Annotated in this window: 1 protein-coding gene; it reads left to right on the forward strand. The window is 34.9% G+C overall.

From position 1 onward, the window contains the following. Positions 1 to 661 (forward strand): RNA polymerase factor sigma-54 (rpoN, locus tag HUN22_RS17350; RefSeq protein ID WP_174731988.1); only part of this gene is annotated, 661 nt, incomplete at its 5' end. Between the last annotated feature and the right edge of the window lie 207 nt (positions 662 to 868).

Below are 868 nucleotides of genomic sequence, written 5' to 3' on the forward strand. Positions count from 1 at the left end.
TTATCCAGGTATGGATTTTGATAAGCAAGAATCTGACTATCAAATTCCCGATGTAGTTGTTTCAAAAAAAGACTTACATTGGCAGGTTCAGCTAAACCCAGATGTGCTTCCTAAATTAAGAATTAATTCTTTTTACTCTAGTATGATTCGTAGAGCAGATCAGAGTGAAGATAATTTATATTTACGTAATCAAATGCTTGAGGCGAAAAACTTTATCAAAAGCATTGATGAAAGGCATAAAACGTTATTAAAAGTAGCTTCTTGTATTGTGGAGCATCAAAAAGCCTTTTTGGAAATAGGTCCTGAAGCAATGAAACCGCTAGTTCTTCGAGATGTCGCGGAAGAAGTCGAATTGCATGAATCTACAGTTTCTCGTGTAACTACAAATAAATACATGCTTACTCCACGTGGACTTTTTGAGTTGAAATATTTTTTCTCTAGCCATGTAGGAACAACTGCAGGGGGAGAGGCTTCTTCTACTGCAATTCGTGCAATGATTAAGAAACTTGTTGCGAATGAAAATCCGCGTAAACCCTTGTCAGATAATGTAATTGCTACATTACTAAAGGATGAAGGAATTGAGGTGGCTCGAAGAACGGTCGCAAAATATCGAGAATCGTTACATATTCCTTCGTCGTCTGAAAGAAAAGTCTTGATCTGAAATTTGAAGTATGACTATTCTAGAGATTCATTATGACGAAATAATGAAATTTCATTTTCACCAAGAGAGTAACTAAAATGGTTTAATTGTCCCAATTTTTCTTTTTGATCGCATTAAATCGTTTTAGTTCTTCTTTAGATAACCTAAAAAAGGTGAGGGATAGAATTATGCAAATAACGATTCGTGGACATCATTTAGCAATTACAC

The organism is Acinetobacter lactucae, assembly GCF_013344765.1.
In the GTDB taxonomy this organism is placed as follows: domain Bacteria; phylum Pseudomonadota; class Gammaproteobacteria; order Pseudomonadales; family Moraxellaceae; genus Acinetobacter; species Acinetobacter lactucae_A.